Here is a 679-nt window from a genome sequence, read left to right on the forward strand (position 1 = left end):
ACTTGCCCAGCGCCAGATCGATTTTGGCCAGCTGCGCCTCTTCCAGGGTCATGTCGTCACGCTCGAAGTAGGCGCAGCTGGCCAAAATCGATCTGGCGCTGGGCAAGTTGAAGCTCGAGCCGGGGATGACGCTGCTCGACATCGGCTGCGGCTGGGGCGCCACCATGCGGCGGGCCATTGAGAAGTACGACGTGAACGTCGTGGGCCTGACATTGTCGGAGAACCAGGCCGAGCATGTGCAGAAGACGTTCGACCAGATGGACACGCCCCGCACCCGGCGGGTGCTGTTGGAGGGGTGGGAGAAGTTCCACGAGCCCGTCGACCGCATCGTCTCGATCGGCGCCTTCGAGCACTTCGGCCGCCAACGCTACGGGCGCTTCTTCAAGATGGCCTACCAGGCGCTGCCGTCCGACGGGGTGATGTTGCTGCACACCATCGTTCGCCCGTCCTTCAAAGACGCCCGGGCGCGGGGCATGAAGCTGACCCACGAGATCGTGCACTTCTCGCAGTTCATCTTGACCGAGATCTTCCCCGGCGGGTGGCTGCCGACACCGCAGACCGTCGGCGAGTACGCGGTCACGGCCGGCTTCGAGCTGACCCGGGTCCACTCGCTGCAGCTGCACTACGCGAGGACCCTGGAGACCTGGGCTGCCGCCCTCGAGGCCAATCGCGAGCAGGC

2 pseudogenes are annotated in these 679 nt (G+C 65.5%); one reads left to right on the plus strand and one right to left on the minus strand.

The annotated features are described in order from the left end of the window. Positions 1-79: pseudogene (locus A5713_RS28565) on the minus strand (class I SAM-dependent methyltransferase); the annotation flags it as partial. Between A5713_RS28565 and A5713_RS26695 the strand changes: the two are divergent. After that, positions 72-679, plus strand: a pseudogene (locus tag A5713_RS26695) (class I SAM-dependent methyltransferase); the annotation flags it as partial. The pseudogenes A5713_RS28565 and A5713_RS26695 sit on opposite strands and share 8 nt — an antisense overlap.

The organism is Mycobacterium sp. E2497, assembly GCF_001668695.1.
Taxonomy (GTDB): Bacteria; Actinomycetota; Actinomycetes; order Mycobacteriales; family Mycobacteriaceae; genus Mycobacterium.